The 26,596-nt window shown below is 48.2% G+C and carries 35 protein-coding genes; all 35 read left to right on the top strand.

The window, feature by feature from the left end:
- Positions 1-15 precede the first annotated feature (15 nt).
- The gene (gene rplL / locus ACKU35_RS17755) at positions 16-402 is read left to right on the top strand and encodes a 50S ribosomal protein L7/L12 (RefSeq protein WP_319761398.1); all 387 of its coding nucleotides are present in this window, start codon (positions 16-18) and stop codon (positions 400-402) included.
- Between the two features lie 301 nt (positions 403-703).
- Positions 704-4,804, top strand: coding sequence for a DNA-directed RNA polymerase subunit beta (gene rpoB / locus ACKU35_RS17750; protein WP_319761397.1), 4,101 nt, complete (start codon positions 704-706; stop codon positions 4,802-4,804).
- A 63-nt stretch (positions 4,805-4,867) separates the two neighbouring features.
- Entirely contained in the window at positions 4,868-9,025 is a 4,158-nt protein-coding gene (gene rpoC / locus ACKU35_RS17745; RefSeq protein ID WP_319761396.1) for a DNA-directed RNA polymerase subunit beta', read from the top strand.
- Between the two features lie 154 nt (positions 9,026-9,179).
- Positions 9,180-9,551, top strand: a complete 372-nt coding sequence (gene rpsL, locus ACKU35_RS17740) for a 30S ribosomal protein S12 (protein WP_015851063.1) — start codon at positions 9,180-9,182, stop codon at positions 9,549-9,551.
- Between the two features lie 26 nt (positions 9,552-9,577).
- Positions 9,578-10,048 (top strand): 30S ribosomal protein S7, encoded by a 471-nt coding sequence (rpsG, locus tag ACKU35_RS17735; protein WP_319761395.1) that lies wholly within the window; start codon positions 9,578-9,580, stop codon positions 10,046-10,048.
- A gap of 12 nt (positions 10,049-10,060) precedes the next feature.
- Complete coding sequence (gene fusA / locus ACKU35_RS17730) at positions 10,061-12,127, top strand: elongation factor G (RefSeq protein WP_319761394.1); 2,067 nt, start codon at positions 10,061-10,063, stop codon at positions 12,125-12,127.
- Between the two features lie 247 nt (positions 12,128-12,374).
- Entirely contained in the window at positions 12,375-12,692 is a 318-nt protein-coding gene (gene rpsJ / locus ACKU35_RS17725) for a 30S ribosomal protein S10 (protein WP_015851066.1), read from the top strand.
- A 13-nt stretch (positions 12,693-12,705) separates the two neighbouring features.
- Positions 12,706-13,338: a 50S ribosomal protein L3 gene (gene rplC / locus ACKU35_RS17720; protein WP_163352551.1), complete on the top strand. Its 633-nt coding sequence runs from the start codon at positions 12,706-12,708 to the stop codon at positions 13,336-13,338.
- Positions 13,339-13,350: 12 nt separating this feature from the next.
- Entirely contained in the window at positions 13,351-13,971 is a 621-nt protein-coding gene (rplD, locus tag ACKU35_RS17715; RefSeq protein WP_319761391.1) for a 50S ribosomal protein L4, read from the top strand.
- 2 nt (positions 13,972-13,973) lie between these two features.
- Positions 13,974-14,264 carry a 50S ribosomal protein L23 gene (gene rplW / locus ACKU35_RS17710; protein ID WP_319761389.1) on the top strand — a complete coding sequence of 97 codons (291 nt, stop codon included), beginning with the start codon at positions 13,974-13,976 and terminating at the stop codon, positions 14,262-14,264.
- A gap of 3 nt (positions 14,265-14,267) precedes the next feature.
- Positions 14,268-15,098, top strand: coding sequence for a 50S ribosomal protein L2 (gene rplB / locus ACKU35_RS17705; RefSeq protein ID WP_319761388.1), 831 nt, complete (start codon positions 14,268-14,270; stop codon positions 15,096-15,098).
- 9 nt (positions 15,099-15,107) lie between these two features.
- Positions 15,108-15,389: a 30S ribosomal protein S19 gene (rpsS, locus tag ACKU35_RS17700; RefSeq protein ID WP_027179187.1), complete on the top strand. Its 282-nt coding sequence runs from the start codon at positions 15,108-15,110 to the stop codon at positions 15,387-15,389.
- Positions 15,390-15,402: 13 nt separating this feature from the next.
- Positions 15,403-15,735: a 50S ribosomal protein L22 gene (gene rplV / locus ACKU35_RS17695; RefSeq protein WP_319761386.1), complete on the top strand. Its 333-nt coding sequence runs from the start codon at positions 15,403-15,405 to the stop codon at positions 15,733-15,735.
- Positions 15,736-15,744: 9 nt separating this feature from the next.
- Entirely contained in the window at positions 15,745-16,386 is a 642-nt protein-coding gene (gene rpsC, locus ACKU35_RS17690; RefSeq protein WP_319761384.1) for a 30S ribosomal protein S3, read from the top strand.
- Complete coding sequence (gene rplP, locus ACKU35_RS17685) at positions 16,386-16,799, top strand: 50S ribosomal protein L16 (protein ID WP_319761382.1); 414 nt, start codon at positions 16,386-16,388, stop codon at positions 16,797-16,799. Before rpsC ends, rplP begins: the two co-directional genes overlap by 1 nt.
- Before the next feature lies 1 nt (position 16,800).
- Positions 16,801-16,995 carry a 50S ribosomal protein L29 gene (gene rpmC / locus ACKU35_RS17680; RefSeq protein ID WP_319761380.1) on the top strand — a complete coding sequence of 65 codons (195 nt, stop codon included), beginning with the start codon at positions 16,801-16,803 and terminating at the stop codon, positions 16,993-16,995.
- A gap of 3 nt (positions 16,996-16,998) precedes the next feature.
- Positions 16,999-17,265 carry a 30S ribosomal protein S17 gene (gene rpsQ, locus ACKU35_RS17675; protein ID WP_163352556.1) on the top strand — a complete coding sequence of 89 codons (267 nt, stop codon included), beginning with the start codon at positions 16,999-17,001 and terminating at the stop codon, positions 17,263-17,265.
- An 11-nt stretch (positions 17,266-17,276) separates the two neighbouring features.
- On the top strand, positions 17,277-17,645 hold the full coding sequence (rplN, locus tag ACKU35_RS17670; protein ID WP_015851077.1) for a 50S ribosomal protein L14: 369 nt from the start codon (positions 17,277-17,279) through the stop codon (positions 17,643-17,645).
- A gap of 25 nt (positions 17,646-17,670) precedes the next feature.
- A complete protein-coding gene (gene rplX / locus ACKU35_RS17665) occupies positions 17,671-17,988 on the top strand; it encodes a 50S ribosomal protein L24 (RefSeq protein WP_015851078.1) in 318 nt (105 codons plus the stop codon).
- A 9-nt stretch (positions 17,989-17,997) separates the two neighbouring features.
- Positions 17,998-18,537: a 50S ribosomal protein L5 gene (gene rplE / locus ACKU35_RS17660; protein ID WP_319761374.1), complete on the top strand. Its 540-nt coding sequence runs from the start codon at positions 17,998-18,000 to the stop codon at positions 18,535-18,537.
- 12 nt (positions 18,538-18,549) lie between these two features.
- Positions 18,550-18,735, top strand: coding sequence for a type Z 30S ribosomal protein S14 (locus tag ACKU35_RS17655; protein WP_027721440.1), 186 nt, complete (start codon positions 18,550-18,552; stop codon positions 18,733-18,735).
- 15 nt (positions 18,736-18,750) lie between these two features.
- On the top strand, positions 18,751-19,134 hold the full coding sequence (gene rpsH, locus ACKU35_RS17650) for a 30S ribosomal protein S8 (RefSeq protein WP_319761370.1): 384 nt from the start codon (positions 18,751-18,753) through the stop codon (positions 19,132-19,134).
- A 12-nt stretch (positions 19,135-19,146) separates the two neighbouring features.
- Complete coding sequence (gene rplF / locus ACKU35_RS17645; protein ID WP_319761368.1) at positions 19,147-19,683, top strand: 50S ribosomal protein L6; 537 nt, start codon at positions 19,147-19,149, stop codon at positions 19,681-19,683.
- 12 nt (positions 19,684-19,695) lie between these two features.
- Positions 19,696-20,055 carry a 50S ribosomal protein L18 gene (rplR, locus tag ACKU35_RS17640; protein ID WP_319761366.1) on the top strand — a complete coding sequence of 120 codons (360 nt, stop codon included), beginning with the start codon at positions 19,696-19,698 and terminating at the stop codon, positions 20,053-20,055.
- Positions 20,056-20,071: 16 nt separating this feature from the next.
- Positions 20,072-20,563: a 30S ribosomal protein S5 gene (rpsE, locus tag ACKU35_RS17635; protein ID WP_319761364.1), complete on the top strand. Its 492-nt coding sequence runs from the start codon at positions 20,072-20,074 to the stop codon at positions 20,561-20,563.
- A gap of 12 nt (positions 20,564-20,575) precedes the next feature.
- Complete coding sequence (gene rpmD, locus ACKU35_RS17630) at positions 20,576-20,749, top strand: 50S ribosomal protein L30 (RefSeq protein ID WP_319761362.1); 174 nt, start codon at positions 20,576-20,578, stop codon at positions 20,747-20,749.
- Positions 20,746-21,192 (top strand): 50S ribosomal protein L15, encoded by a 447-nt coding sequence (gene rplO, locus ACKU35_RS17625; protein ID WP_319761360.1) that lies wholly within the window; start codon positions 20,746-20,748, stop codon positions 21,190-21,192. Before rpmD ends, rplO begins: the two co-directional genes overlap by 4 nt.
- A 3-nt stretch (positions 21,193-21,195) precedes the next feature.
- Entirely contained in the window at positions 21,196-22,506 is a 1,311-nt protein-coding gene (gene secY / locus ACKU35_RS17620) for a preprotein translocase subunit SecY (protein ID WP_319761359.1), read from the top strand.
- A gap of 5 nt (positions 22,507-22,511) precedes the next feature.
- On the top strand, positions 22,512-23,279 hold the full coding sequence (map, locus tag ACKU35_RS17615; RefSeq protein WP_319761357.1) for a type I methionyl aminopeptidase: 768 nt from the start codon (positions 22,512-22,514) through the stop codon (positions 23,277-23,279).
- A 188-nt stretch (positions 23,280-23,467) separates the two neighbouring features.
- Positions 23,468-23,581 (top strand): 50S ribosomal protein L36, encoded by a 114-nt coding sequence (rpmJ, locus tag ACKU35_RS17610; protein WP_015851088.1) that lies wholly within the window; start codon positions 23,468-23,470, stop codon positions 23,579-23,581.
- 12 nt (positions 23,582-23,593) lie between these two features.
- The gene (rpsM, locus tag ACKU35_RS17605) at positions 23,594-23,965 is read left to right on the top strand and encodes a 30S ribosomal protein S13 (protein WP_319761350.1); all 372 of its coding nucleotides are present in this window, start codon (positions 23,594-23,596) and stop codon (positions 23,963-23,965) included.
- A gap of 72 nt (positions 23,966-24,037) precedes the next feature.
- On the top strand, positions 24,038-24,427 hold the full coding sequence (rpsK, locus tag ACKU35_RS17600) for a 30S ribosomal protein S11 (RefSeq protein WP_319761348.1): 390 nt from the start codon (positions 24,038-24,040) through the stop codon (positions 24,425-24,427).
- 19 nt (positions 24,428-24,446) lie between these two features.
- Positions 24,447-25,073: a 30S ribosomal protein S4 gene (rpsD, locus tag ACKU35_RS17595; RefSeq protein ID WP_319761346.1), complete on the top strand. Its 627-nt coding sequence runs from the start codon at positions 24,447-24,449 to the stop codon at positions 25,071-25,073.
- Positions 25,074-25,086: 13 nt separating this feature from the next.
- A complete protein-coding gene (locus ACKU35_RS17590) occupies positions 25,087-26,127 on the top strand; it encodes a DNA-directed RNA polymerase subunit alpha (RefSeq protein WP_319761344.1) in 1,041 nt (346 codons plus the stop codon).
- Positions 26,117-26,536 (top strand): 50S ribosomal protein L17, encoded by a 420-nt coding sequence (gene rplQ, locus ACKU35_RS17585; RefSeq protein ID WP_319761342.1) that lies wholly within the window; start codon positions 26,117-26,119, stop codon positions 26,534-26,536. Before ACKU35_RS17590 ends, rplQ begins: the two co-directional genes overlap by 11 nt.
- Positions 26,537-26,596 lie beyond the last annotated feature (60 nt).

Genomic DNA, 26,596 nt, shown 5'->3' with positions numbered 1-26,596 from the left:
CAGGAGGAAATTTCCATGGCAGATATCACCAAAGATCAGGTAGTTGAATTTATTTCCAACATGACTGTTCTCGAACTCTCTGAGTTCATCAAAGAACTGGAAGAAAAATTCGGTGTTTCCGCTGCAGCTCCCGTAGCAGCAGTAGCAGCAGCTCCCGGCGCAGCAGGCGGCGAAGCAGCAGCTGAAGAACAGACTGAATTCGACGTTATCCTGAAAGGCGCAGGCGGCAACAAAATTGCTGTTATTAAAGCAGTTCGCGCTCTGACCGGTCTCGGCCTCAAAGAAGCCAAGGCTAAAGTTGATGAAGCTCCCGCAGCTATCAAAGAAGGCGTAGAAAAAGCAGAAGCAGAAGAAGCTCTCAAGCAGCTTGAAGAAGCCGGTGCTGAAGCCGAAATGAAGTAATTCAGGCGAATTTATCGCTAATGCAAGAGGAGCGCAAACCCCTGTAAAAAGGGGTTGCGCTCTTCTCGCTGTTAAAAAGATTGACAAAATTGCCTGATCTATTATTTTGATAGGATTCGGAAAAGGCGCAGCCGGATCTTTAGCGCGATCAAAATAACCTTCTAAAAATTTCTTTTCAGGCATGTTGTTCTGCCGCCTACGTTTATCTTGTACTTTTTGACTTGTAACTAACTATTTATTGGTTGATGTTCGTCAAATTGCTTCATTCCAACCCTAACCTTCTCACTTGATTGAGGATACGATGGGTCAGCTCAGAAAAATATTTGGAAAGATCAAAGTCACTCTGCCGATTCCCCACCTGCTTGAACTGCAGGTGGATTCCTTCAAAAAATTTCTTCAGGAAGGCGTAGCCCCCGCTAGTCGGGCGGACGTCGGTCTCGAAGGAGTTTTTCGTTCGGTTTTTCCGATTGAGGATTTCAACAAAACCGCAAGCCTCGAATATGTCAGCTATGACATTGGTGAGCCTAAATATGATATGGATGAGTGTATTGCTAAGGGACTTACTTATGAAGCCCCTATCCGTATCAAGGTCCGCCTTGTCGTCTTTGATGTAGACGAAGAGACCGAAAGCAGAACTATCCGCGACATTAAAGAGCAGGATATTTATTTTGGAACCGTCCCGCTCATGAGTGAGCAGGGGACTTTCATCATAAATGGTACTGAACGCGTAATCGTTAACCAGTTACAGCGTTCTCCCGGTATCATTTTTGAACACGATTCAGGGAAAACCCATACAAGCCGTAAAGTTCTTTACAGCTGCCGTATTATTCCCATGCGCGGTTCCTGGTTGGATTTCGACTTCGATCACAAAGACATTCTTTATGTACGTATCGACCGTCGTCGCAAAATGCCTGCAACTGTTTTGCTTAAGGCCATGGGCCTTTCCAAGCAGGATATTCTCGATTATTTTTATGAAGTCGAAGAATATCAGATTGACCGTCATATTATGCGCCGCAAAGTGGTTGAAACTCAGTACCGCAAGGAAAATGCCTGGGTTGATCTCAGTCTCGAAGATGGCAAAGTCATTGTAAATCGTGACAAGCCTATCACCAAATTCGGCTGGAAAAAACTGGTACGCGGCGGTGTCGAGTATATAGAAGTTGACCCCAAGTCTCTTGTCGGTCAGTTCGTTTTCAGTGATATTACCGATCCCGATACAGGTGAAGTTCTCGCTGAAGCCGCTGATGAGATAACCGAAGAGATTTTTGAGCGCATTCAGGAAGTAGGCATCAAGGATGTTAAAGTCCTGCATACTCAGGGAGCAGATGTCTCCTCCGCACTGCGTGATTCTATGATGCTGGATAAGACTACAGATGTTGAATCCGCACAGATTGAAATCTACCGCAGATTGCGCCCCAGCTCTCCTCCGACAGCTGAAATCGCGGCTAATTTCTTTGAAAATCTGTTCCGCAGCTCCGATTACTACGACCTTTCCAGTGTCGGTAGATATAAGCTGAATGCACGTCTCAACATTGAGACTCCCCTTGAATTGCGTACCCTGACCAATGAGGATATCCTTACAGCGGTTAAGGTTCTTTGCAAACTCAGGGACAGCCACGGTCCTGCTGATGATATTGATAACCTCGGTAACAGACGTGTCCGTCCGGTTGGCGAATTGGTGGAAAACCAATACCGCATCGGTCTCGTTCGCATGGAAAGAGCTATCAAGGAGCGCATGAGCCTCCAGGAAGTAGCCACACTCATGCCCCATGATCTGATCAACCCCAAACCGGTTGCAGCTGTGCTTAAGGAATTCTTCGGAACTTCTCAGCTGTCTCAGTTCATGGACCAGACCAACCCGCTTTCTGAAGTTACCCATAAACGCAGACTTTCCGCACTGGGACCCGGCGGTCTTACCCGTGAACGTGCAGGCTTTGAAGTCCGTGACGTACACGTTTCCCATTACGGACGTATCTGCCCGATTGAAACACCTGAAGGCCCGAACATCGGTCTGATTGTTTCGCTGACAACTTACTCAAAGGTCAACGATTTCGGTTTTATTGAGAGTCCTTACCGGACAATCAAAGATTCTAAGATGACTGACGAGATTTTATATTATGATGCCACCCGTGAAGTAGGGCATGTAGTAGCTCAGGCTAACGCTCCCGTCACCGCTGATGGCGCATTCCAGAACCCCTTGGTTACCGCGCGTCTTAACGGTGATGTATCCCTGCATCCGCGTGAAGATACCACTTTGATGGATATCAGCCCCAGCCAGACAGTATCTGTCTCTGCTGCGCTGATTCCGTTCCTTGAGCACGATGATGCTAACCGCGCACTTATGGGTTCAAACATGCAGCGTCAGGCTGTTCCATTGCTTAAGACCTCCCAGCCTCTGGTTGGTACCGGCATGGAAGCTAATGTTGCTCAGGATTCCGGTAGCTGTGTTCTCGCTGAGAATGACGGTTATATCGACTATGTCGATGCCGAGCGTCTCGTTGTTCGTTATGATGACGGTATTTATCCTGATACCGGCGGTATTAAACACTACGAACTTCAGAAGTGGCACAAATCAAACCAGAACTCCTGCTACGGTCAGCGTCCTCGTCTGCCTATCGGAACCAGAGTTAAAAAGGGCGATGTCCTTGCTGATGGTCCCGGTATCAAGGACGGCGAACTTGCCCTTGGTAAGAACCTGCTCGTAGCATTTATGCCTTGGTGTGGTTATAACTTTGAGGACTCCATACTCATTTCCGAGCGTGTAGTTAAGGAAGACGTTTTCACCTCGGTACATATCGAGGAATTTGAACTTGTCGCCCGTGATACAAAACTCGGACCCGAAGAAGTTACCCGCGATATTCCTAATGTGAGTGAAGATATGCTCAGCAACCTCGACGAGTGTGGTATTATTCGTCTTGGTGCCCGCATTGCTCCTGATGATATCCTTGTCGGTAAAATCACTCCCAAAGGTGAAACACAGCTGACTCCTGAAGAGAAATTGCTCCGCGCAATCTTTGGTGATAAAGCCCGCGATGTGAAAAACACATCCCTCAAGGTTCCGCCGGGAATCGAAGGTACTATTGTCGACGTTAAAGTTTTTAACCGCCGTTCCGGTGAAAAAGACGATCGTACCAGAAATATCGAAGATTTCGAGCTTGCCAAACATGATATGAAAGAAAGCAAGCATATCGAATCTTTGACCAGAAAAACCCGCGTTAAAATTGCGGAAGTCGCTGCCAATAAACAGATTGCGCAAACCCTTATGGGCCGCAGAAAAGGCGAAGTACTTGCAGAAGCAGGACATACCATCACTGATGAGATCCTTGCTGAAGTACCCCTTAAGAAACTGGGCGGACTTTTTGCAGATAAAGATACAAACGAAGCCGTTAAACAGCTTCTTGCTGAATATGATAAGCAGATTCGCATCATTAAAGGTATTTATGATGTGAAACGCGAAAAAGTTACCGAAGGCGATGATCTGCCCCCGGGTGTGATCAAGATGGTTAAAGTCTACATCGCTGTTAAGCGTAAGCTCAGCGTAGGTGACAAAATGGCCGGTCGTCACGGTAACAAAGGTGTTGTTTCCAACATCCTGCCCGAACAGGATATGCCGTTCTTTGATAATGGTACTCCCATGGACATCGTGCTGAACCCTCTCGGCGTTCCTTCACGTATGAACATCGGTCAGATCATGGAAACACATCTTGGCTGGGCTGCTCTCGCACTTGGCCAAAAATTCGCAAACATGCTTGATACCGGCGAAGCGCTTGGCGTCATCCGTCAGGAAATCAAGAATACCTTTGAATCAGAAGATGTCTATGAGCTCATTGACTCTCTTGATGATGAAGATTTCAGACAGGCAGTCAATAAAGCCCGTGAAGGCATAGTTACCAAGACTCCTGTATTCGACGGTGCTACCGAAGAAGAAATCTGGGATCTGGTCGGTAAGACCGGTATTGGCGAGGACGGTAAGGTTACCCTTTACGATGGACGTACAGGTGATCCTTTCCACAATCGCGTAACAGTCGGTGTAATGTACATCCTCAAACTTCATCACCTTGTTGATGAAAAAATTCACGCACGTTCAACCGGTCCTTACTCGCTGGTTACCCAGCAGCCTCTCGGTGGTAAGGCTCAGTTCGGTGGACAGCGTCTCGGTGAGATGGAAGTCTGGGCTCTGGAAGCGTACGGCGCCGCCTACCTTCTCCAGGAATTCCTTACCGTTAAGTCCGATGACGTAACCGGCCGTGTCAAGATGTACGAAAAGATTGTCAAGGGAGATAACTTCCTTGAAGCCGGACTCCCTGAATCATTTAACGTTCTGGTCAAAGAGCTTATGTCTCTCGGCCTCGATGTTAACCTGCTTCAGGATGAATCCGAAGAAACTGCCGACAAGAAATAATGAACGCGGGGGCCTGACCGGCCCCCGCGATAAAATAAACCTTTTCATGTAAGGGGTATATTAATGAGTCTGGACGAACTGTTCACTATGCGTAGAACATCCGGTGCAGGCCTCGCAGGACGCGGCCTCAAAGGTATTCAGATTTCCATTGCTTCTCCCGAAAAGATCAGAGAATGGTCTTTCGGTGAAGTCAAGAAGCCCGAGACCATCAACTACAGGACTTTCAAGCCGGAAAGAGATGGTCTTTTCTGCGCTAAAATTTTCGGGCCTGTTAAAGACTACGAGTGTAACTGCGGTAAATATAAGCGCATGAAACACCGCGGCATCGTATGTGAAAAGTGCGGTGTTGAAGTTATTGCCTCTAAAGTCAGACGTGAACGTATGGGTCACATTGAGCTTGCCGCTCCTGTTGCCCACATCTGGTTCCTCAAGACTTTGCCTTCCAAGATCGGCACCCTGCTGGACATCACCATGGCCGACCTTGAAAAGGTTCTTTACTTCGATTCTTACATTGTACTGAATCCTGGTGATACTCCGCTTAAGCAGTACCAGATCATTTCCGAAGATCAGTATTTTCAGGTAATTGATCATTACGGTGAAGAAGCCATCGAAGTAGGTATGGGCGCAGAGACCATCAAAGGTCTGCTGGCGCAGATTGATATGCCCACACTCAGGCATGAACTCCGTGAAGAATCACTGACCACACGTTCCCAGACCAAAAAGAAAAAGCTGACCAAGCGTCTCAAAATCGTCGAAGCTTTTCTTGAGTCCGGTAATGACTGCCAGTGGATGATTATGGATGTTATCCCGGTCATTCCGCCTGAGCTGCGTCCTCTTGTTCCTCTTGATGGCGGACGTTTCGCAACTTCCGACCTCAACGATCTCTACCGTCGCGTTATCAACCGTAACAACCGTTTGAAGCGTCTCATCGAGCTCGGTGCACCGGACATCATCATCCGTAACGAAAAGCGCATGCTGCAGGAATCTGTTGACGCATTGTTCGACAATGGTCGCCGTGGCCGCGCAATTACCGGTACTAATGGTCGTCCTCTGAAATCCCTTTCTGATATGATTAAGGGTAAACAGGGCCGTTTCCGTCAGAACCTTCTCGGTAAACGTGTTGACTACTCCGGTCGTTCCGTAATTGTTGTTGGTCCGAAGCTTAAACTGCACCAGTGCGGTCTTCCCAAGAAGATGGCCTTGGAATTGTTCAAGCCCTTTATTTATGCCGAGCTCGAGCGCCGCGAAATAGCTACAACCATTAAAAGCGCTAAAAAAATGGTTGAACGCGAAGACCTCGTTGTCTGGGATATCCTTGATGATGTAGTTCGCGAATATCCGATCATGCTCAACCGTGCTCCGACTCTTCACCGTCTCGGTATCCAGTCCTTCGAACCCACTCTGGTAGAAGGTAAGGCTATCCAGCTGCATCCGTTGGTTTGTTCAGCATACAACGCTGACTTTGACGGTGACCAGATGGCGGTTCACGTACCTCTTTCCGTGGAAGCACAGATTGAGTGTCGTGTTCTGATGATGTCTTCAAACAACATCCTGTCTCCTGCAAACGGACAGCCGATCATCAACCCCTCGCAGGATATCGTCCTTGGTCTTTATTATCTGACCGTTGAGCGTTCATTCTCGAAGGGTGAGGGTATGATTTTTACTGCTCCCTGGGAAGTTATCGCTGCATTGGATGCTAAGGTTGTCAGCATGCATGCGCGCGTTCAGGTTCGTATTGAAGGCAAGCTGGTCGAGACTACTCCCGGTCGTGTGCTTGTAGGCGAACTCCTGCCCGAAGGAATGGGGTTTGAGTACGCCAACGTAGTCATGACTAAAAAGAATATTGCTAAACTCGCTTCCAGCGCATATCGCGTTGCCGGCAGTAAGGCGACTGTTATTCTTTGTGACCGTCTTAAGGACCTTGGTTACGAGCACGCAACCCGCGCAGCGATCACCATCGGTGTTAAAGACTTGACCATTCCTGCTAAGAAAGCAGGCTTGCTTGAGGCTGCCTACGCTGAGGTTGAAGACATTGAATCCCAGTATCGCGAAGGTATTATTACCCGTACTGAGAAATACAACAAGGTTGTCGACGTTTGGACAAAAGTCACAAACGACGTTTCAACTGAAATGACCAACGAAATGTCAACTGATATCATGGTAGACCCCAAGACTGGTAAAGAGGAAACAAACTCCTCCTTCAACCCGGTCTTCATGATGGCTCATTCCGGTGCTCGTGGTAACCAGGACCAGATGCGTCAGCTCGCTGGTATGCGTGGTCTGATGGCGAAACCTTCCGGTGAAATTATCGAAACACCGATTACTTCATCTTTCCGTGAAGGTCTGTCAGTTCTGCAGTATTTTATTTCCACTCACGGTGCTCGTAAAGGTCTCGCTGATACCGCTCTGAAAACTGCAAACTCCGGTTATCTGACCAGACGTCTTGTTGATGTTGTTCAGGATGTTACCATTGCAGAGCACGATTGTCGCACTGTAGACGGTCTTGAGCTGACTCATTACATCAAAGGTGGCGAAATCAAGGAAAGGCTTTCCGAGAAAGTCCTTGGTCGCGTATCTATTCATGACGTTGTCAAAGAAGATACTGGCGAAATCCTTGTCCCCGCTGATACCCTTATCGATGAAGCAGCAGCTAAAATTATTGATGAAAACGGTATTAACTCCATGGTTGTCCGCTCTCCGCTGACCTGCCGTTCCAAGCATGGCGTTTGTGCTATGTGTTACGGTCGAGATCTTGCCCGCGGGCATGTTGTTAATGTTGGTGAAACTGTAGGTATCATCGCTGCTCAGTCCATCGGTGAGCCGGGAACACAGCTTACCATGCGTACCTTCCATATTGGTGGTACCGCTAGCCGTGAAATTCAGCAGTCATCTTTTGAAGCACAGCATAACGGTTCTGTAGTTCTGAACCGCATGCGTTCCGTCCGTAACGCCGATGGCCACCAGATGGTCCTCGGTAAGAGTTGCCAGATCGGTATCGTGGACGAGCAGGGCAGGGAACGTGAAAAATACGTTCTTCCGCTGGGTGCTAAACTTTTTGTTGAAGAGGGTCAGCAGATCACACAAGGAACCATGCTGGCTGAGTGGGATCCGCTTGCAGAACCCTTTATCACAGAAGTAACCGGTATGGTTAAATTTACCGACCTCGTTGAAGGTAAAACCTATCAGGAACGTGTTGACGAAGCCACAGGGCAGACGACCTTCACGATCCAGGAATACCGTACTACCAACTTTAAACCTTCATTATCTATCTGCGGCGAGGATGGCGAACCTCTGACACGTCCCGGATCCGTCTTGAAAGCTATATATCCGCTTCCTGTCGGTGCGATTTTGATGGTTAGAGATGGTAATGTCGTTAATGCGGGTGATGTTATCGCTCGTAAACTCCGCGAAACCTCGAAGACCAAGGATATCGTTGGTGGTCTTCCCCGAGTTGCGGAGTTGTTTGAAGTGCGTAAACCAAAGGAACTTGGAATCATTTCGGAGATTGATGGTGTGGTCTCCTATGGCCCTGAATCCAAAGGCAAGCGCAAAATTGTTGTTACCCCTGAAGTAGGCGATACTAAAGAATATCTTGTGCCTAAAGGCCGCCACATAACAGCGCAGGAAGGCGACTTCGTAGAAGCCGGTGACCTGATGACTGAAGGCTTGCCCGAACTGCATGACATCCTGAAAGTTAAGGGTGAGAAATATCTCGCACGCTTTCTGGTTGAAGAAATTCAGGACGTTTACCGTTTTCAGGGTGTTGGAATTAACGATAAGCACATCGAAGTTATTGTCCGCCAGATGCTCAAGAAGGTCAGCATCGTTGATCCCGGTGAGACCCATTTTCTTGTGGGCGAACAGGTGGACAAGCAGCGCTTCATGGAAACCAACCAGGATGCAGTTGCTAACGGACTTAAGCCTGCTACCGCACAGACTCATGTTCTCGGTATCACTCAGGCTTCACTTTCAACCGCTTCCTTCATTTCTGCTGCATCATTTCAGGAGACAACCAAGGTTCTTACCGAGTCTTCTCTCTGCGGCAAGAAGGACTATCTGCGCGGCTTGAAAGAAAACGTCATCGTTGGCCGACTCATTCCTGCAGGTACCGGTTTCCGTAAATATGCACGTACAGATATTATCGTTCCCGATCAGCCTGAACGTGCAGATAAGTTCCTCGAAGAACTTGAAGAAGAGCCGTTGCTCGTTAACGAAAGATAGTGCTGGCGCCAGTGCGCAGATCCGTCCGACAGAGCAGGTGGTTGCAGCCTGACTCAAGGATGTTGAAGAAATATTATGCATTTGTTCTTGACAAATTGTAAAATATTAGTCTAACTGCGTCGGTCTTTGTAATAAAACTTAATTTGGAGGGTTCATGCCAACCATCAATCAGCTTATAAGAAAAGGGCGTGAAAAGCAGCTCAAGCGTAAGAAGACTCCTGCGCTTCAGGCCTGCCCCCAGCGCCGTGGCGTTTGCACTCGCGTGTACACCACCACCCCTAAGAAGCCTAACTCCGCACTGCGTAAGGTCGCTCGTGTGCGTCTGACTAATGCCATCGAAGTTACTGCATACATCGGTGGTGAAGGTCATAACCTTCAGGAACACTCCGTGGTACTCATCCGTGGTGGTCGTGTAAAAGACTTACCTGGTGTTCGTTATCACATTGTCCGCGGCTCTCTTGACACCGCTGGTGTTGCAGATCGTCGTCAGGGTCGTTCCAAGTACGGCGCAAAGCGTCCTAAATAGCATTAAATTCCAAGGAGTATACCAATATGCCTCGTAAAGGTCCGGTATCCAAAAGACAGATTCTTCCTGATCCGGTATACGGCTCTCAGCTTGCAACCAAGTTCATGAACAGACTCATGTACGACGGTAAGAAGAGTGTGTCTGAAAATATATTCTATCAAGCTCTTGAATTCCTCGGTGATAAAACTCAGGAAGATCCGATCAAGGCTTTTGAAAAGGCAGTGGAAAACGTTAAGCCCCATGTTGAAGTTAAGTCCCGCCGTGTAGGTGGTGCTACTTATCAGGTGCCTGTTGAAGTTCGTCCTGAGCGTCAGGTTTCCCTGGCAATCAGATGGCTGATCAACCAGGCACGTACTAGAGGCGAGAAGGGCATGGTTGCCCGTCTTAGCGGTGAGTTCCTCGATGCTTTCAACAAGCGCGGCGGAGCAGTGAAGAAAAAGGAAGACACCCATCGTATGGCCGAAGCCAACAAGGCTTTTGCTCACTACCGTTGGTAATCGGAGTACAAAGTGGCTAGAAAGGTTGCTAGAGATAAACAGCGCAATATTGGTATTATGGCCCACATTGATGCGGGTAAAACTACCACTACTGAGCGTATTCTTTTCTATACTGGTGTTTCTCATAAAATCGGTGAAGTTCATGATGGTGAAGCCACCATGGACTGGATGGTCCAGGAACAGGAACGCGGCATTACTATTACCAGTGCTGCCACAACCTGTATGTGGAAAGATCACCGTATCAACATTATTGATACTCCCGGTCACGTTGACTTCACAATGGAAGTTGAACGTGCACTGCGCGTACTTGATGGCGCTGTAGCCGTCTTCGACGCAGTAGCCGGTGTTGAGCCTCAGTCTGAAACCGTTTGGCGTCAGGCTGACAGATATGAAGTTCCCCGTATGGCTTTTGTCAACAAGATGGACCGTATCGGAGCAGATTTCTTCCGTTGTGTAGAAATGCTCAGGGATCGTCTCGGCGCTAAAGCTGTACCTCTTCAGATTCCTATCGGAGCTGAAGATGAATATCAGGGTGCAGTTGACCTTATCACTGGTAAGGCCTTCATCTATACTGACGTCATGGGCAAGGATTACTCTATTGAAGATATCCCTGCTGACATGATGGATAAGTATGAAGCTATGCGTCTTGAAATGATCGAAGCTATTGCTGAAGAAGACGAAGAGCTTCTTGATAAGTATCTCGGTGGTGAAGAACTCACTCCTGAAGAAATTATCAAAGGTATTCGCGCAGCCACTATCAACCTGACCATCTGCCCTGTTCTTTGCGGTACCGCATTTAAGAACAAAGGTGTTCAGCCTCTGCTTGATGCTGTCGTTGACTATCTTCCTTCTCCTATGGACATCAGAGCAATTGTTGGTGTTGATCCTCACACTGAAAAGGAAATTGCTTGTCCTTGCGACGATGATCTGCCTCTGGCAGCTCTTTCCTTTAAGCTTATGACTGACCCCTTTGTCGGTCACCTTACCTTCCTGCGTCTGTACTCCGGTAAAATTGAATCCGGTGCTACTTTCATTAATGGCGCAACCGGTAAGAAAGAACGCATCGGTCGTCTCTTGAAAATGCACGCTAACAAGCGTGAAGAAATCAAGGAAGCATTCGCCGGTGATATCGTGGCTGCTGTTGGTCTGAAAAACATGGCTACCGGTGACACCCTTTGTGAGCAGAAGCACGACGTTGTTCTTGAAACTCTCGATATTCCCGAACCGGTTATCGAAGTTGCAATTGAACCCAAGACTAAAGCTGACCGCGATCTGCTTAGTCAGGGGCTTGCAAAGCTCGCTAAGGAAGACCCCTCTTTCCGTGTTAAGGGTGACGAGGAAACTGGTCAGACTCTTATCTCCGGAATGGGTGAACTTCACCTTGAAGTTATTGTTGACCGCCTGCTGCGCGAGTTCAATGTTAACGCTAACGTCGGTGCTCCCCGCGTTGCTTACCGTGAAACTATCACCAAGAAGGTGGAAGTTGACCATAAGTACGCTAAGCAGTCCGGTGGTCGTGGTCAGTACGGTCACGTTGTTGTTACCATTGAGCCCAACAAAGAAGATGAGTATGAATTCGTCGACGAAATTAAAGGCGGCGTAATTCCTAAAGAATATATTCCCGCAGTTGACCGTGGTATCCACGACGCGATGAAAAACGGTGTTATCGCCGGTTACCCGCTCGTAGACATCAAGGCAACACTCACCTATGGTTCCTATCACGATGTTGACTCCTCTGAGCAGGCATTCTACATCGCAGGTTCCATGGCTCTGAAAGAAGCGGTTAAGAAAGCTGCTGCTCAGCTGCTTGAACCTATCATGTCTGTTGAAGTTGTTACTCCTGAAGAGTACCTCGGAGACGTCATGGGTGACCTTAACGGTCGCCGTGGTCGCGTTGGTTCCATGGAAGCCCGTGCTAACGCACAGGTTGTAAAGTGCGATGTTCCCCTTAGCGAAATGTTCGGTTACGCAACTGACCTTCGCTCCAAGACTCAGGGTCGCGCAACTTTTACCATGCAGTTCGACCACTACGAGCCTGTTCCAGCTTCCATTGCTGAAGAGTTGATCAATAAAAATTAGATTAAATTTAATTTTTATCTTGTTTTCGCTTGACAGCAAGGCTGAAAACGACCTATACCTCCCGGACCCATAGAGTTCGGGAGGTTCTTTTTTTACGGGAACCGCCCCGTGAAACCACAGAGATAGGGTATAAGGTCCGGCATGCTGGCTGGACGACCATACCAGGCCAAGAAGGGAATAACCTCACAATCCTTTCTTACCGTTGCAAGTAAAAGGCCGTCTCTGAATTCATTTAGGAGAAATTAACATGGTTTCTATGACTAGTGATCGTATCAGGATCAAGCTCAAGGCATACGACTATCGTATCCTTGATAAAGCAGTTACCGAGATTGTGGATACTGCCCGCAATACCGGAGCTGCTATCGCAGGTCCCATCCCTCTGCCCACACAGATCAGCCGTACTACCATTCAGCGTTCTGTACACGTAGACAAAAAGTCCCGTGAGCAGTTTGAGATGAGAATCCACAAGCGTCTGCTTGATATTCTTGAACCCACCCAGCAGACTGTCGACGCACTCGGTAAGCTCAGCTTGCCTGCAGGTGTTGACGTTGAAATCAAGCTGTAGGGAGGGCTTCAACATGGCAAAAACTATCGGTTTACTCGGTAAAAAACTGGGCATGACCCGCGTCTTCGCAGACGATGGTTCTATCGTGCCCGTCACTGTTCTTGAAGTAGGTCCTTGCCCTGTAATGCAGGTAAAGACTGAAGAGAAGGAAGGCTACAACGCCATCCAGCTCGGCTACGACGCTCTTCCCGAGCGCAAGGTTAATAAACCCGCTAAAGGTCATCAGGAAAAAGCCGGTAAAGGTTATTTCCGTCATCTTCGCGAGTTCCCCCTTGAGTCTGTAGCTGACTATGAATTGGGCCAGGAAATCTCCGTGGACATCTTTGCCGCAGGTGAAAAGGTAAAAGTTACCGGCACCTCCAAAGGTAAAGGTTTCCAGGGTGTAATGAAGCGTTGGAACTTTGCTGGTTCCCGTGCTTCCCACGGTGCTGAAAAGGTACACCGTTCTCCTGGTTCCATCGGCCACGCTACTTTCCCTGGCAAAGTATTTAAAGGCAAAAAAATGCCCGGTCAGATGGGTAATGAGCGCGTTACTGTTTCTAACATCGAAATCGTAGACGTTCGCACCGACGAAAACGTTCTCGTGGTCAAGGGACAGGTTCCCGGTCCTAAGAACGGTCTGGTGATGATCCGCAAGACCAGCTAGAGGAATTAAAAAATGGCTACCATTACTATATATGATCAAACTAAAAAGGAAGTAGGAAGCATGGATCTTGCTCCGGAAGTTTTCGAAGTTCCGGTCAAGCCCGAAATCCTGCATCTCGTAGTACGTTCACAGCTTGCAGCCAAACGTCAAGGTACTCATGCTACTAAAACACGTGGTATGAAACGCGGCGGTGGTGCAAAGCCCTGGCGCCAGAAAGGCACCGGTCGTGCTCGTGCAGGCTCCACCCGTTCACCTCTGTGGCGTGGTGGTGGAACTGTTTTCGGTCCCCAGCCCCGCGACTACTCCTTCAAGGTAAATAAAAAGGTCCGCCGTCTGGCTCTCAGAATGGCACTCACTTCACGCCTTAGCGAAGAAAAGCTTATGGTTGTAAAGTCTATCGACCTTCCCGAGATTAAGACTAAGCTCTTTGCTGAAGTCGCTGAAAATCTTGGATTGAATAAAGCCTTGGTTATCGTCAAGGATGCTGATAATAAACTCCTCCTTTCTGCGAGGAATATCCCTGGCATCAAGCTTATCTCTGCCGACCAGCTGAATGTTTATGACATTTTGAAGCATCGTCAGGTTGTAATGCTTGAGAATGCAGCACAGGATCTGCAGGAGAGGTTGAAATAGTCATGGACTATACTCAGATTCTTATCAAACCGGTCATTTCGGAAAAGGCCACTGACATTAAGGAATCCTCTAATCAGGTAACCTTTTATGTGCTGCCTTCTGCCAACAAGACTGAAGTCAAAAAAGCAGTTGAATCTGCTTTTGACGTTAAGGTTGACACCGTACGTATCGTACGTAAAAGACCTGGTCTTCGCAGAAAGTTCGGCCGTGTTGTCGGTAAATTGTCCGGCTACAAGAAAGCTTATGTTAAGCTTTCTGCGGGCGAAAAAATCGAATTCTTCGAAGGAGTTTAAGAGATGGCTACTCGTAAGCTGAAGCCGACCTCTCCTGGTCGCCGGTTCCAGACTATCTCCACCTTTGAGGAGATTTCTACGTCTACTCCGGAAAAGTCTCTTACTAAGGGGCTGACCAAAAAGGCCGGTAGAAACAATAACGGCCGGGTTACTTCCCGTCGTCGTGGCGGTGGCGTTAAGCGTCTTTACCGTATCATCGACTTCAAACGTAACAAAGTGGAAGTTCCCGCAACTGTTGCTTCAATCGAATATGATCCCAACAGGTCCGCACGCATCGCTCTGCTTCATTATGCAGATGGTGAAAAACGCTACATCCTTTGTCCTGTAGGACTGAATAAGGGTGATAAAATTCTCGCTGGAGAAAAAGCCGACATTAAACCCGGTAATGCTCTCCTGCTGAAGAACATCCCTGTTGGTACTATCGTTCACAATATCGAATTGTATCCCGGAAAGGGCGGACAGTTTTGCCGCGCAGCCGGTACCTACGCTCAGCTTGTTGCAAAAGAGGGTAAATACGCTCTTCTGCGTATGCCTTCCGGTGAAGTCCGTAAGGTTCTCGCAACCTGCTGCGCAACTGTAGGCCAGGTTGGTAACATTCACCACGAAAATATTACCCTTGGTAAGGCCGGACGTAACCGCTGGCTGGGTCGCAGACCTAAAGTTCGTGGTGTTGCCATGAACCCGATCGATCACCCCCTTGGTGGTGGTGAAGGCCGTAGTTCCGGTGGTAGACACCCCTGTTCTCCTTGGGGCATGCCTGCTAAGGGATACAAAACCCGCAGTAAGAAGAAACCTTCTTCCAAGCTCATCGTTAAACGCCGCGGGCAGAGGTAGGAGACTGTAATGCCAAGATCACTGAAAAAAGGCCCGTTTATTGACGATCATCTGCTTAAAAAGGTCGTAAAAGCTCAGGACTCAGGTGACCGCAAGGTTATTCAGACCTGGTCCCGTCGCTCCACTATCATTCCTGAAATGGTAGGTTTGACCTTCGCAGTACATAATGGCCGTAAGTTTATTCCTGTATTCGTGACAGAAAACATGGTAGGACATAAGCTGGGTGAATTTTCTCCCACCCGTACCTACTACGGCCACGTTGCAGATAAGAAAAGCAAGGCCAAACGCTAGAAGGTGTTGAGCAATGGAAGCAAGAGCTATTGCAAAATATATGCGCATTTCCGCTAGGAAAGTGCGCTTGGTAGCGGAAAACATCAAGGGAAAGCCTGTTGAGGAAGCTCTCAACATCCTGAAGTTCACTCCCAAAAAGGGTGCTGAAATGCTCAGTAAAGTGCTTTACTCTGCAGTGGCAAATGCCGAGCAGATTCCCGGAGTGGATGTTGACTCTCTCTGCGTGGACATCGTCAAAGTTGACGAAGGTCCCACTTGGAAGAGAATTCAGCCCAGGGCTATGGGTCGTGCGTACCGTATTCGTAAGCGCACCAGCCATATAACCGTCGTAGTAAAAGAAATGTAGGGTAGTGTCATGGGTCAGAAAGTACATCCATACGGTTTCAGACTTGGATACACCAAGAACTGGCTTTCCAGATGGTTCTCCAGTAAGGACTATCCCGCTTTCGTCTACGAAGACGACAGCATTCGTAAATATGTAAAAGAGAAGATCTTTCACGCAGGCATCTCTAAAATTGAGATTGAGCGTGCAGGCGGCAAAATCCGTCTGATCCTTCACACTGCACGTCCCGGTATTGTTATCGGCCGTAAAGGTGTAGAGATCGAAAAGCTCCGTGAAGATCTTCGTAGAAAATTCAATAAAGAATTCGCTCTCGAAGTAAACGAAATTCGCCGTCCCGAAACCGACGCGCAGCTCGTTGCTGAGAATATTGCTCAGCAGCTTGAGCGCCGTGTGGCTTTCCGTCGCGCTATGAAGCGCATTGTGGGCCTCGCTCGCAAGTTCGGCGCAGAGGGAATTAAAGTGGCTTGTGCCGGTCGTCTTGCCGGTGCTGAAATCGCACGTACCGAATGGTACCGCGATGGTCGCGTTCCTCTTCAGACACTCAGAGCTGACATCGATTACGGTGTTGCACGTGCTAACACTACCTACGGTGTCATCGGCATCAAGGTCTGGATCTTCAAAGGTGAAATTCTCGACCACGAGGTGGAACAGTAATGCTATCACCTAAGAAAGTTAAATTCCGTAAACGTCAGAAAGGTCGCCTGAAAGGTAAGGCTCAGCGCGGTTCCACTATCGCTTTCGGCGATATTGCAATCAAGACTCTGGAACACGGAAAACTTACCAGCAACCAGATTGAAGCAGCTCGTATCGCAATTATGCGTCACATTAAGCGTGGCGGTCAGGTATGGATCAGGGTTTTCCCCGATATGCCTATCACTGCCAAGCCTGCTGAAGTCAGACAGGGTAAAGGTAAAGGTTCCCCGGTCGGTTGGGTTGCTCCGGTTAAACCCGGTCGCATTCTGTACGAAGTTAAGGGCGTTGACATTGCTCTGGCCAAAGAAGCTTTGGTCCGCGCAGCTCACAAGCTTCCCGTCAAAACTACCATCGTAGTCAAGGAGGGATTGTAATATGAAAGCCAAAGAACTTCGTGAACTCGACAACGCTGCTCTGAATGAGAAGCTTGTAGAAGCCCGTCAGGAGCTTTTCAACCTTCGTTTCCAGCATGCTACTGCTCAGCTGGAAAATACCCAGAGACTGTCTGATGTTAAAAAAGACATCGCAAAGATCCTCACCGTGCAGCGTGAAAAGGAACTGGGAGCATAAGCCATGGCAGAGCTTAATCTGAAAGGAAACAGGCGCGTGCTGACCGGAGTGGTAGTTAGCGACAAGAACGACAAGACAATTGTTGTTCGTTGCGAAACACTCGTAAAGCACCCCCTGTATAAAAAATTCATCCGTCGCCACACTAAATTCATGGCACACGATCCTGCTAATGAATGCGGTATCGGCGATAAGGTGCAGATTGTTGAATTCCGCCCCCTTAGCCGGCGCAAAAGGTGGCATCTCGATAAAATTCTGGAAAAAGCAGTTTAGGGGTATTAGCTATGATTCAGGTAGAATCTAAACTTGACGTAGCAGATAACTCTGGTGCCAAAAAAGTATCTTGCATCAAGGTACTTGGTGGTTCCAAGAGACGCTACGCCAGTGTCGGAGACATTATTGTGGTTTCCGTTAAGGAAGCGATGCCCCATTCCAAAGTGAAGAAGGGCGCTGTAATGAAGGCAGTTGTTGTTCGTACCAAAAAAGAAATTGGTCGTCCTGACGGCTCCTACATTAAGTTCGACAATAACTCTGCCGTTCTTCTGAACAACTCCATGGACCCGGTAGGGACCCGTATTTTCGGGCCCGTAGCAAGAGAACTCAGAGGCGCAGGCTTCATGAAGATCGTTTCTCTCGCTCCCGAGGTTCTGTAATCCTTATCACAAGAAGGTAAACGGCATGAACAAGATACATGTTGATGACAAAGTAATGGTCATCGCCGGCAAGGATAAGGGGAAGATCGGTAAGGTCCTCAAGATCAACCGCAAGAAGGACACTGTCCTTGTTGAGCAGGTTAACATGGTTTCAAGGCACACCAAGCCGAACCCTTATGCTAATCAGCCCGGCGGAATCGTTGAGAAAGAAGCCCCTGTTCACATCTCTAACATACAGGTTGTGTGCCCCGCTTGCACAAAAGCAACCCGTGTTGGAGTACGTGAGACCGAAGACGGAAAAAACATCCGTTTTTGTAAAAAATGTAACGAAATCATCGACTAGGGTTTTGCGATGACACGTCTCGAAAAAATATATACGGACAAGGTCGCCCCGTCTCTTCACAAAGAGTTCGGGTACAAGAGCTCGATGGAGATTCCTGGAATAAAGGCAATCTCTCTTAACATCGGACTCGGTGAAGCAAGCCAGAACGCCAAACTCATTGATGGTGCTGTTGAAGAGTTGACCGCAATTGCAGGTCAGCGCGCAGTAGTAACCAGAGCGAAAAAGTCAATTGCAGCTTTTAAGCTGCGCGAAGGAATGCCAGTAGGCTCCCGCGTAACTCTTCGTAAAGATCTTATGTGGGACTTTCTGGACAAGCTTATCAGCTTTGCTCTCCCTCGCGTTCGCGACTTTCGCGGCATTCCTGATAAAGGCTTCGATGGACGCGGCAACTTCACCCTCGGAATCAAGGAACTTACCATATTTCCTGAGATTCAGCTCGATCAGATCGAGATCACCAAAGGGATGAACGTGACTATCGTCACCTCCGCTAAAACAGATAAAGAAGGCAAGTTGCTCCTCGAGCTTCTTGGTATGCCCTTCAAGAAATAGGAGGATATCGTTTTGGCCAGGACAGCTTTAAAAGTTAAGGCGAAACGTAAGCCTAAGTTCAAAGTGCGCGAATATAACAGATGCCCCATTTGTGGTCGTCCTCGTGCTTTCCTGCGGAAATACGGCGTTTGCCGTATTTGCTTCAGGGAGAAGGCCCTTGCGGGTGAACTTCCCGGCGTGCGTAAAGCCAGCTGGTAATATAAGGAGTTTAAAATGCCTGTTGTCGATCCTATCGCCGATATGCTGACCCGCATTCGTAATGCGCACGGTGCTTATCATAAGACCGTTGCCATTCCCGGGTCCAAGATCAAAGCAGCTATCGCTGGGATTCTTAAGGAAGAAGGTTATATCGTTGACTTCACTAATGAAGAAAATGAAATTAACGTCACCCTTAAGTATGTTGATGGTAAGTCCCTCATTAGTGGGATGAAAAAAATCAGCACACCCGGTCGTCGCGTGTTTGTAGGCGTTGAAGATATTCCCTCTGTCCTTAATGGACTCGGGATTTGCATACTTTCCACTTCAAAGGGCGTAGTTGACGGCGTTAAAGCTAAAGAGCTTAACGTTGGCGGCGAACTCTTGTGCGAAATCTGGTAGAGAGGTTTTATTATGTCCAGAATTGGAAAAAAACCTATTGATATACCTTCCGGAGTGGAAGTCACTGTTGGTGCTGATGTGGTCTCTGTAAAGGGCCCTAAAGGCACCATCACCACCCCGGTACACCCCATGGTCAGCTTCTCAGTTGCTGATAATGTGGTCGAGGTGAAGAGGTCTGGTGATTCCCGTCAGGAACGTGCTCAGCACGGACTGCACCGTTCACTGCTTGCCAACTGCATTGAAGGAGTCTCTAAAGGCTTCTCCAAGACTTTGGAAGTTGTTGGTGTCGGTTACAAAGTTAACGTACAGGGTAAGAACGTCGTTCTTAACGTTGGTTTTTCCCATCCCGTTAACTTCGAACTGCCTGCTGGAATCGAAGCAAGCGCAGAAGGCAACACTAAACTCACCATCTCCGGCGCTGACAAGCAGCTGGTTGGTGAAGTTGCAGCGCAGCTTCGTCGTGTACGTCCTCCCGAGCCTTACAAAGGTAAGGGCGTCAAGTACATTGATGAACAGATCAGACGTAAAGCCGGTAAGTCCGGTAAATAGTAGGGTAAAGCCATGAAAATGACTAAAGAACAGGCAAGACGCCGCAAAAAGATCCGCATCCGCAAAAAAATCAGCGGGACTGCAGCTCGTCCGCGTCTTGTTGTATTCCGTTCAAATAAGCACATCTACGCTCAGCTCGTAGATGATCTGATTGGCAAAACCGTGACCGCTTCTTCCTCAAAAGCCCTCGCTAAAGATGGTGAAGCTCTCAAGCTCACTTGCGAGACAGCTGCTCTGGTCGGTAAAGACATTGCAGCCAAGGCTAAGGAGCTTAAGATCGAAACAGTTGTTTTTGATCGTAGCGGTTATATCTATCACGGCAGGGTTAAGGCCCTGGCTGACGGCGCTCGTGAGGGTGGCCTGAAATTCTAAACTTATGGGAATATCCATGGAACAGAATGATCTGGGTCTGATTGAAAAAATCGTTTACCTCAACCGAGTAGCTAAAGTTGTTAAGGGTGGTAGAAGGTTTTCCTTCAGTGCCCTGGTTGTGGTAGGTGACGGTAAAGGTCAGGTCGGTTTCGGACTTGGTAAGGCTAATGAGGTTCCTGAAGCTATTAGAAAAGCTTCTGAGAAAGCTCGCAAAGAAATGATCTCCGTTCCTCTTTTGGACGGAACACTTCCTTACGAAGTACTCGGCCGTTACGGTGCAGGACGCGTAATGCTTAAGCCCGCTTCAAAGGGTACCGGTATCATTGCCGGTGGTCCCGTGCGTGCGGTGCTTGAAGTTGTAGGCGTACACGATATCCTTACTAAGGCTATCGGCACCAACAACCCGCATAACGTCCTTCGCGCGACTGTTGCCGGACTTGCTTCTCTGCGTAGCGCTGAAGAAGTCGGCCAGCTTCGCGGGAAGAAAGTTGTGACTCCCAGAAAGTAGGAGAACATAGTTATGCTTAAGGTAAAACTCGTTCGCAGCATGATCGGCTGCAACCCCAAACAGCGCGCGACTGTAAAGGCGCTGGGACTGCACAAGATCAGGCAGGAAAAAAGCTTTGAAGATACTCCCGTCGTAAGAGGGATGATCAAAAAAGTTGAGCACCTTGTGGAGGTAACAGAATCATGAGGCTGCACGAAATATATCCGTTCCAAGAGGAACGTAAAAATCGCAAGCGCGTAGGTCGTGGCGGCGGCTCAGGCTGGGGTGGAACCTCCGGCAAGGGTCACAAAGGTCAGAACGCCCGCTCCGGCGGTGGTGTCCCTGCCTGGTTTGAAGGTGGTCAGATGCCTCTGGCTCGTCGTCTGCCTAAGCGCGGTTTCAAGAATCCCTTTCGTGAAGAGTATGTAGCTCTTAACGTTGGTCAGGTTCTTACTGCCTTCGAAGGCAAAACTGAAATTACCCTTGATGATTTTTATGAAGCAGGTCTTTGCAAAAAGGGCGCTCTTGTAAAAGTTCTCGGCATGGGAGAAGTCAGTGCTGCTGTAACCATCGAAGCTCACCGCTTCAGCGCTTCTGCGACTGAAAAGATCACAAAGGCAGGTGGTACTGCCAAAGCCCTGGAAGGATAAAACGTGGCATTGTCTGGAGTTGATAATCTTTCCCGACTGCCGGAACTGAAGAAAAAACTCTTTTGGACTTTTCTTCTTCTGGCTGTCTACCGGATCGGGATTCACATCCCGGTCCCGGGCGTAGACAGCTCAGCTTTGGCCGATTTTTTTGAGAGTGTTTCCAACACTCTCTTCGGCCTTTTTGACATGTTCTCAGGCGGCGGGTTGCGTAACTTGTCCATATTCGCGTTAGGGATTATGCCCTATATCTCCGCGTCTATTATTGTTCAACTTCTAGGTGTGGTTAGTCCCACCATTAAGCGGCTTCAAGAAGAAGGGGCTCAGGGACGCAAGAAGATTACGCAGTACACCAGATACGGAACTGTGCTGATTACTTTAGTACAGGGTTTCGGTATTGCTGTAGGACTGGAAAGTATGACCAGCCCCACAGGTGCCCCCGTAGTACTGCATGCAGGATGGGCCTTCCGCGGCATCACCATTCTGACTCTGACAGCTGGTACTGTTTTTCTGATGTGGCTCGGTGAGCAAATGACCGAGAAAGGCATCGGAAACGGTATCTCTATGATCATTTTTGCCGGTATTGTGGCAGGTCTTCCGGCCGCCATCTTCAATACTTTCAGATTGATGCAGTCCGGAGAAATTACTCTCTTCCTGCTTTTATTTGTTCTGGCATTTATGGTCGCCATTCTCGCTTTTATCGTCTATATGGAGCGCGGACAGCGCAGGATTCCTATACATTATGCTAAGCGTATGATGGGACGCAAAATGATGGGTGGCCAGACCACACATCTGCCGCTGCGAATCAACACTGCAGGTGTTATTCCCCCCATCTTCGCATCCAGTATTCTGATGTTTCCCGCAACTTTGGCTAGTTTTTCCAAATATGAAATTCTGTCTAAGTTTTCAGCATACTTCGCTCCGTCTTCAATTGCATATAATGTAGTATACATCGCTCTGATTATCTTCTTTTGCTATTTCTACACTGCGATCATGTTTGATCCTAAAGGAATTGCAGAGAACATTCAGAAGCAGGGCGGTTTTATTCCCGGAATTCGTCCTGGTAATAGAACTCGCGAATATATTGACCGCGTTCTGACCAGGATTACTCTCTGGGGATCTCTGTACGTAGCAGCTATCTGTGTGTTGCCGATGATTCTTATCTCTCAGTTCAACGTGCCTTTCTATTTCGGTGGAACCGCACTGCTCATCGTTGTCGGTGTTGCAATGGACTTCATGGGTAAGATCGAATCCTACATGATCTCTCGTCAGTATGAGGGCCTCATGGGTAAAGGCAGCAAGATCAAGGGAAGGTAATTCCATTGAAAAAGTACAGAGGTATCTACCTCAAGAATGACAAGGAGATTGGCCTCATGCGTGAGGCCAATCGTCTTGTTTCTACTATTCTGGATATGCTGGGTGAGGCCATTAAGCCCGGCATTACCACCATGAGTCTTGAAAATATAGCCTGCAAAGCCTGTGATGATTTTGGAGTGCAGCCGGCATTCAAAGGTTATCACGGTTTTCCATTTGCTCTTTGCTGCTCTGTGAATGAAGAAATTGTTCATGGATTTCCTTCTGAAAAAAGAATTTTGAATGAAGGAGATATCGTTAGCATTGATATGGGTGTCATCTTTCAAGGTTTTTACGGAGATTCCGCTAGGACCTATCCGGTTGGCTCAGTAACCGCCAGTACGCAGAATCTTCTCGATGTTACCCGTGAATCTCTTATGCGCGGGATTAAACAGGCATTGCCTGGCAACAGTCTTTATGATATTTCCCGGTCAGTTCAGGAATATGCAGAAGGAGCCGGTTACGGAGTTGTGCGCCGCTTTGTAGGGCACGGCATCGGCCGCAACCTTCATGAAAAACCTGAAGTACCGAATTTTGTGCCATCTGGTCTTCCCGGTGTGCAACTTAGAACGGGAATGGTCATAGCCATCGAACCGATGGTGACAGAAGGTTCACACGATATCGAAATCCTCGATGATAAGTGGACTGCAGTGACCAAGGACAGAAAGCTGTCCGCCCATTTTGAGCATACCATTGCCATCACTTCAGAAGGGCCTCAGATTTTGAGCCTTTCTTAATTTTTTTTTGGTGCGTTACAGGGGTTGATTTTTTTAAAATCGTTCTGTAGAGTACACGTCTTGAATTTCGCGGCAACGAAAGACTGGCATGGTAATGCTGCCCTTTAGCCGGGCAGCTGAGGCATAAGGCCACAATCGGCTAGCTCCCGATTGTTGAAACTGTTTAACTGCATTATTTGGAGACGGTCATGAAAGTAAGACCATCTGTTAAGAAGATTTGTCCCAAATGCAAAGTAATCAGACGCAAGGGTGTTCTGAGGGTTATTTGTGACAACCCCAGACACAAACAGCGTCAAGGATAGAGAGGTATAACTGTGGCTCGTATCGCTGGAGTAGACCTTCCGAAAAATAAGCGTTTGGATATTGCACTGACTTACATTTACGGTGTAGGTCGGACTACCGCTCTCAAGATTCTTGATACTGTTGGTATCGACTGGACCCTCAAAACTGACGACCTCAGTGGCGAGCAGGTGAACACCATCCGTAAGGAACTTGAAGATAATTATAAAGTTGAAGGTGACCTCCGTCGTGACCAGGTAGCTGATATTAAGCGCCTGATGGACATCGGATGTTATCGTGGACTGCGTCACCGCCGCGGACTGCCCGTGCGTGGTCAGAGCTCCAAGACCAATGCTAGAACTCGCAAAGGTCCCCGTCGCTCTGTCATGAGCAGAAAGAAGAAATAATTCAATCCGCAGTTTTCAGACCATGTTAAGGTCCTCGTGCTGCTGATTTAAATTCATTCTGGAGAGAATGGTATGGCTAGACCTCGCCGTTCCGGCAAGAAAAAAGAGAAGAAGAATGTTCCCGTGGGCATTGCTCACGTTAAAGCAACATTTAATAATACTATAATTACTTTCACTGATCTGAAAGGCAACGTAATCAGCTGGGGTACCTCCGGTGCCTCTGGTTTCAAGGGATCTAGAAAATCTACTCCCTTTGCAGCTCAGGTAGCTGCTGAAACTGCTGCTCGTAAAGCTCAGGATCAGGGTATGCGTACAGTTGGTATTTTTGTCAAAGGCCCCGGCTCCGGTCGTGAAGCAGCTATGCGCGCAATCGGTAACGTCGGTATGAAGGTTAACTTCATTCGCGATATAACACCCATCCCGCACAACGGCTGTCGTCCGCCGAAACGTCGCAGGGTCTAATTTCGAAGGAGCAATAACCTTGGCCAGATATACAAAAGCAAAATGCAGACTGTGCCGCCGTGAAGGCGAAAAGCTTTTCATCAAAGGCGACCGCTGCTTTACTGATAAGTGTTCTTATGAACGTCGTCCTTATGCTCCCGGTATTGCCGGTCGCATGAGAAAGAAAATGAGTGACTACGCTATTCAGCTTCGTGAGAAGCAGAAAGTGCGTCGTATGTACGGTGTCCTCGAAGGCCAGTTCCGCAGCTACTTCAAGCGCGCAGACGGCATGAAAGGTGTAACCGGTGCTAACTTGCTCATGCTTCTTGAGACTCGCCTTGATAACACTGTTTACCGTCTTGGATTCGCTAACTCCCGCGATCAGGCTCGCCAGCTCGTGAGACACGGTATCTTCACCAAAAACGGAATACGTGTTAACGTTCCTTCCATGCATGTAAAGCCCGGCGATGTTATCGTGGTTCGTGAAGAATCCCGTAAGATCCCCGTAATTGCTGAAGCACAGGAAGCTATTGCTCGTCGCGGATGCCCTGAGTGGCTTGAAGCTGACGGTGCTAATTTCAAAGGTGAAGTTAAAGCGATGCCGACTAGGGAAGATATCCAGTTCCCTATCAACGAACAGCTGATTGTCGAGCTGTACTCCAAATAAGAAGGATTAGTGCATGCTTATTCAAGACGGTGACAAACTCATCAACACCCGCAACTGGGCCGAGCTGGTTAAGCCGGAACAGCTTGTGCGTGACCCCAAGTCTAACGAGCTTTACGGAAAGTTCATTTGTGAACCCCTTGAGCGCGGATTTGGAACAACCATCGGGAACTCTCTGCGTAGAGTTCTGCTCTCTTCAATGCAGGGAGCTGCCGCGGTTGCTGTAAAGATCGAAGGAGTTCAGCACGAATTCACCACTATAGAAGGTGTGATGGAAGATGTGACTGAGATCGTTCTGAACATCAAGCAGATCAGATTCGCAATGACTACAGATGAACCCCAGTTTCTTACCCTCAGGGTAAACAAACAGGGCGGTGTCACCGCAGCTGATATTCAGGAAAACCAGAACGTCAAAGTCCTCAATCCTGAGCAGATTATCGCGACTCTTTCCGAGAAGATGGATCTGGAAATGACTTTTGAGATTCGCATGGGCAAGGGCTTTGTTCCTGCTGATATGCACGAAGGTCTTGTTAATGAAATTGGTCACATTGTTCTCGACTCCAGCTTTTCTCCCATTCGTAAGGTTGCTTACAGTGTGGAACAGGCTCGTGTCGGACAGATGACCAACTATGACAAGCTTATTCTCGAAGTTTTCACTGATGGTTCCGTCACCCCTGAGGATGCAATTGCCTACAGTGCAAAAATCCTCAAGGAGCAGCTCTCCGTATTCATCAATTTCGATGAAATGGGTTCCGAGCAGGAAGAGTCCAAAGAAAGCGACCTCGATCTCAACCCGAATCTGTTCAAGAGTATCGACGAACTCGAACTGTCCGTTCGTGCTACTAACTGCCTCAAGGCTGCCAACATTCGCATTGTTGGTGAACTTGTGCAGCGCACTGAACAGACTATGCTTAAAACCAAGAACTTTGGACGTAAGTCACTTGATGAAATTCGTCGTGTTCTTGACAGCATGGAACTTAAGTTCGGTATGGTCCTCGAGGATTTCGATAAAAAGCATCAGGAATGGCTGAAGAGGAAAGAGAAAAATGAGGCATAAAAAGTCCGGAAGAAAGTTCAACAGAAGTGCTTCCCACAGGAAGGCCATGCTGAGAAATATGGTTCGCTCTCTGTTGACCTATGAACATATCCGTACCACCGAGCCCAAGGCAAAAGAACTGAGAAGCTCTTGTGAAAAGCTGATCACCCTTGCCCTTCGCAATGACCTCCACTCCAGACGTCTTGCTTATAAGACTCTTGAGAACCACGGTCTTGTTAAGAAGCTCTTCGATGAGATCGGACCCCGCTATGAAGGCGGCGGTGGTGGCTACACCCGCATCATCAAGCTCGCTGAGCCCCGTAAGGGTGACTGCGCTCCCATGTGCATGATCGAGCTGACCAAACGTGCTGACGCTTCTGCTCCAGAAGCTGCGGCAACCACTGAGGCTCCTGTAGAGGAAGCTCAGTAAGCATCTTAAATGCTTATCCAAAGGGGCGGAAGATTATTCCGTCCCTTTTTTTTATAATTT

Source organism: Maridesulfovibrio sp. (assembly GCF_963676065.1).
Taxonomy (GTDB): domain Bacteria; phylum Desulfobacterota; class Desulfovibrionia; order Desulfovibrionales; family Desulfovibrionaceae; genus Maridesulfovibrio.
Note: the sequence above shows the minus strand (reverse complement) of the source record. Positions and strands in the feature narration are given on the sequence as shown.

Coding starts and splice junctions, on each gene's coding strand:
- rplL (WP_319761398.1), top strand. CDS start 16: ATGGCAGATATCACCAAAGATCAGGTAGTTGAATTTATTTCCAACATG.
- rpoB (WP_319761397.1), top strand. CDS start 704: ATGGGTCAGCTCAGAAAAATATTTGGAAAGATCAAAGTCACTCTGCCG.
- rpoC (WP_319761396.1), top strand. CDS start 4,868: ATGAGTCTGGACGAACTGTTCACTATGCGTAGAACATCCGGTGCAGGC.
- rpsL (WP_015851063.1), top strand. CDS start 9,180: ATGCCAACCATCAATCAGCTTATAAGAAAAGGGCGTGAAAAGCAGCTC.
- rpsG (WP_319761395.1), top strand. CDS start 9,578: ATGCCTCGTAAAGGTCCGGTATCCAAAAGACAGATTCTTCCTGATCCG.
- rpsJ (WP_015851066.1), top strand. CDS start 12,375: ATGGTTTCTATGACTAGTGATCGTATCAGGATCAAGCTCAAGGCATAC.
- rplC (WP_163352551.1), top strand. CDS start 12,706: ATGGCAAAAACTATCGGTTTACTCGGTAAAAAACTGGGCATGACCCGC.
- rplD (WP_319761391.1), top strand. CDS start 13,351: ATGGCTACCATTACTATATATGATCAAACTAAAAAGGAAGTAGGAAGC.
- rplW (WP_319761389.1), top strand. CDS start 13,974: ATGGACTATACTCAGATTCTTATCAAACCGGTCATTTCGGAAAAGGCC.
- rplB (WP_319761388.1), top strand. CDS start 14,268: ATGGCTACTCGTAAGCTGAAGCCGACCTCTCCTGGTCGCCGGTTCCAG.
- rpsS (WP_027179187.1), top strand. CDS start 15,108: ATGCCAAGATCACTGAAAAAAGGCCCGTTTATTGACGATCATCTGCTT.
- rplV (WP_319761386.1), top strand. CDS start 15,403: ATGGAAGCAAGAGCTATTGCAAAATATATGCGCATTTCCGCTAGGAAA.
- rpsC (WP_319761384.1), top strand. CDS start 15,745: ATGGGTCAGAAAGTACATCCATACGGTTTCAGACTTGGATACACCAAG.
- rplP (WP_319761382.1), top strand. CDS start 16,386: ATGCTATCACCTAAGAAAGTTAAATTCCGTAAACGTCAGAAAGGTCGC.
- rpmC (WP_319761380.1), top strand. CDS start 16,801: ATGAAAGCCAAAGAACTTCGTGAACTCGACAACGCTGCTCTGAATGAG.
- rpsQ (WP_163352556.1), top strand. CDS start 16,999: ATGGCAGAGCTTAATCTGAAAGGAAACAGGCGCGTGCTGACCGGAGTG.
- rplN (WP_015851077.1), top strand. CDS start 17,277: ATGATTCAGGTAGAATCTAAACTTGACGTAGCAGATAACTCTGGTGCC.
- rplX (WP_015851078.1), top strand. CDS start 17,671: ATGAACAAGATACATGTTGATGACAAAGTAATGGTCATCGCCGGCAAG.
- rplE (WP_319761374.1), top strand. CDS start 17,998: ATGACACGTCTCGAAAAAATATATACGGACAAGGTCGCCCCGTCTCTT.
- rpsH (WP_319761370.1), top strand. CDS start 18,751: ATGCCTGTTGTCGATCCTATCGCCGATATGCTGACCCGCATTCGTAAT.
- rplF (WP_319761368.1), top strand. CDS start 19,147: ATGTCCAGAATTGGAAAAAAACCTATTGATATACCTTCCGGAGTGGAA.
- rplR (WP_319761366.1), top strand. CDS start 19,696: ATGAAAATGACTAAAGAACAGGCAAGACGCCGCAAAAAGATCCGCATC.
- rpsE (WP_319761364.1), top strand. CDS start 20,072: ATGGAACAGAATGATCTGGGTCTGATTGAAAAAATCGTTTACCTCAAC.
- rpmD (WP_319761362.1), top strand. CDS start 20,576: ATGCTTAAGGTAAAACTCGTTCGCAGCATGATCGGCTGCAACCCCAAA.
- rplO (WP_319761360.1), top strand. CDS start 20,746: ATGAGGCTGCACGAAATATATCCGTTCCAAGAGGAACGTAAAAATCGC.
- rpmJ (WP_015851088.1), top strand. CDS start 23,468: ATGAAAGTAAGACCATCTGTTAAGAAGATTTGTCCCAAATGCAAAGTA.
- rpsK (WP_319761348.1), top strand. CDS start 24,038: ATGGCTAGACCTCGCCGTTCCGGCAAGAAAAAAGAGAAGAAGAATGTT.
- ACKU35_RS17590 (WP_319761344.1), top strand. CDS start 25,087: ATGCTTATTCAAGACGGTGACAAACTCATCAACACCCGCAACTGGGCC.
- rplQ (WP_319761342.1), top strand. CDS start 26,117: ATGAGGCATAAAAAGTCCGGAAGAAAGTTCAACAGAAGTGCTTCCCAC.